Genomic DNA, 2,134 nt, shown 5'->3' with positions numbered 1-2,134 from the left:
TTAGTGTATTGTAAATTCTGATTTCAATCTTAGGAAAATTCTAGGGAAAGGAATATTTGTGCTTGAATTGAAAATCCTATAAACATAGTTTGAAAGTAAAGTATGAAAAGAAATCTCCATTAAATATACTAATTTAATGGAGATTTACGGGGTTAATGTAACTAAAAAGAAATTTTGTTTACTCCACGTTTATGCTCTGTAATTTGGTAACTGTAATAGCTCTGACGAAAAGCAAAGGAGCAAAAAAGAAGTAGGTAGTTTATTTAATAGAAGATATGGTGAAAAAATAAAACAACGGAGGTTTTATAATGAATAAAGGAATACTGCAGATTACAGAAATCGAAGAAATTAGCATTCCTAATGTATTGAAGGATAAAATCAAGAATCTAATAGACCATGAATTAAAAACTCATAATCCTTATACTTGTGATCAAGAAATAGCTGCAAGCTTTTCAAGAGAGTGGCTTAATTGTTTGATTGATTATTCAAAGAAAACTTCGAATTCAGATATGAAAAAACTACTACATATGATAAAAGTAGCGAATTGTGGTGGAAACGTACCACCTACTCTTATTAAAAATATTCCATGTGATCCTATGGAAACCCTATTACCTGGGGAAAATCGCAAAGGTTTTAATTATGGTGAAGACGAAGACGATAGAATGAAAAAATATTTTTATGCAGAATGGGTCACATGGCTTTTTGCCACACTTTTTAATTATGATGCTTTAATTCACCCATCCGAACATGCAGGGAAAAATAGATTTCACCTCATTTCTCCTTTGAACAACGATGAAGTTTTGCGAAATGTCGGTGCAAGCACCGGTGGCGGGAACTTTTATCAACATAACGATGCCACAGTGTATACAGACATGAAAGACCAATCAGATATTGAAGCAAGATTGAAAATATTCAATACGAATTTAGAAATTGTATCAAATAGACTTAATAAATCCGTGGAACGAATAGTGTCTGAAATTACTTGTGGAAAATTTACTAGAGTTGATGCTCTTTTATTAAAAGGAGTGTTAAATTTAAAAACTCAAACTCATATTGGAACGCCAAAATTACTTCAAAAGCATCTTGAAGAAAATCACTTCAGTAAAGATGATATATTGGCGATAAGTAAAATGCCTATTGCTCATATCGCAGGAATGGCGGATGGTGAAATATCGGGATTTGTAGGGGAAATAAACCAAATCATATTTTTGGATGATAATGGTGATATTATTGCAACTTGTTTGAATGGAGCAGAAAATAGATTGATTTATGTGGGAAAAAGTGAAGAAGAAAAATTGAAATTTGACATGTTTTTAGAACTCTTACGAACAACGCCCACTTATAAGGTTCCACTTACATCTGAAGATTTATTAATTATTCCAAATTCATACTATGGTAAACAAACAAATGTAACTCATGGTAGGGAAAGGTTATCTGAGGAAGAATATAAAATTCCGATTGGAGATAATAAGTACGGAAGAAGAATTGTTTGCAGGCAGTACGTTTCCAGCCGATTACGTGATCAGAAAGAAAGTTACTTTACAGATATTATTAACTAGTTTAAAGAGAGGAGGGACGATGGGGAGGTTTGGGGTATAATAGCTCAAGCCTTCCCATATTCTTTGTATGGATTTTACTATTGAATTACTCATATTACTATTTTTAGTAGCTGTATTAGCAGGGTGGATAGATACAATTGCTGGAGGCGGTGGTATGATAACTATCCCGATAATGTTATTAGTAGGTATGTCTCCTTCTGTAGCGATAGCAACTAATAAACTGCAAGGGAGTAGCGGAACTCTCATGGCGACAGTGTTTTTTATTAAGAAGAAAGAAATTAATCTTAAAGAAATGCGTTTGTCCATCTTAATGACCTTTTTTGGATCAGTTTTGGGTGGATGGCTTGTTTTACAGATACGGGCAGAATATCTAATCATGATATTACCTTTTTTACTTATTATTATTGGTCTTTATTTTCTATTATCTCCAAATATAGCAAACGAAGATCGACCGAGAAAAATAAGTATGTTGTTGTTTGCGTTAACAGTGCCTCCATTCCTTGGATTTTATGATGGTTTCTTCGGCCCAGGAACAGGTAGCTTGATTGCTTTAGCGTTCATTCTTTTATGTGGAT

At 33.2% G+C, this 2,134-nt stretch carries 2 protein-coding genes; both read left to right on the top strand.

What is annotated here, in order from left to right; all coding sequences use genetic code 11:
• Positions 1–308: 308 nt before the first annotated feature.
• Positions 309–1,559 (top strand): hypothetical protein, encoded by a 1,251-nt coding sequence (locus DN403_RS30570; protein ID WP_001032355.1) that lies wholly within the window; start codon positions 309–311, stop codon positions 1,557–1,559.
• A gap of 67 nt (positions 1,560–1,626) precedes the next feature.
• The coding region (locus tag DN403_RS30565) for a TSUP family transporter (RefSeq protein WP_149186111.1) at positions 1,627–2,134 on the top strand (508 nt) is incomplete at its 3' end.

This window comes from Bacillus sp. AY2-1 (assembly GCF_008368965.1).
Lineage (GTDB): Bacteria > Bacillota > Bacilli > Bacillales > Bacillaceae_G > Bacillus_A > Bacillus_A thuringiensis_S.
Note: the sequence above shows the minus strand (reverse complement) of the source record. Positions and strands in the feature narration are given on the sequence as shown.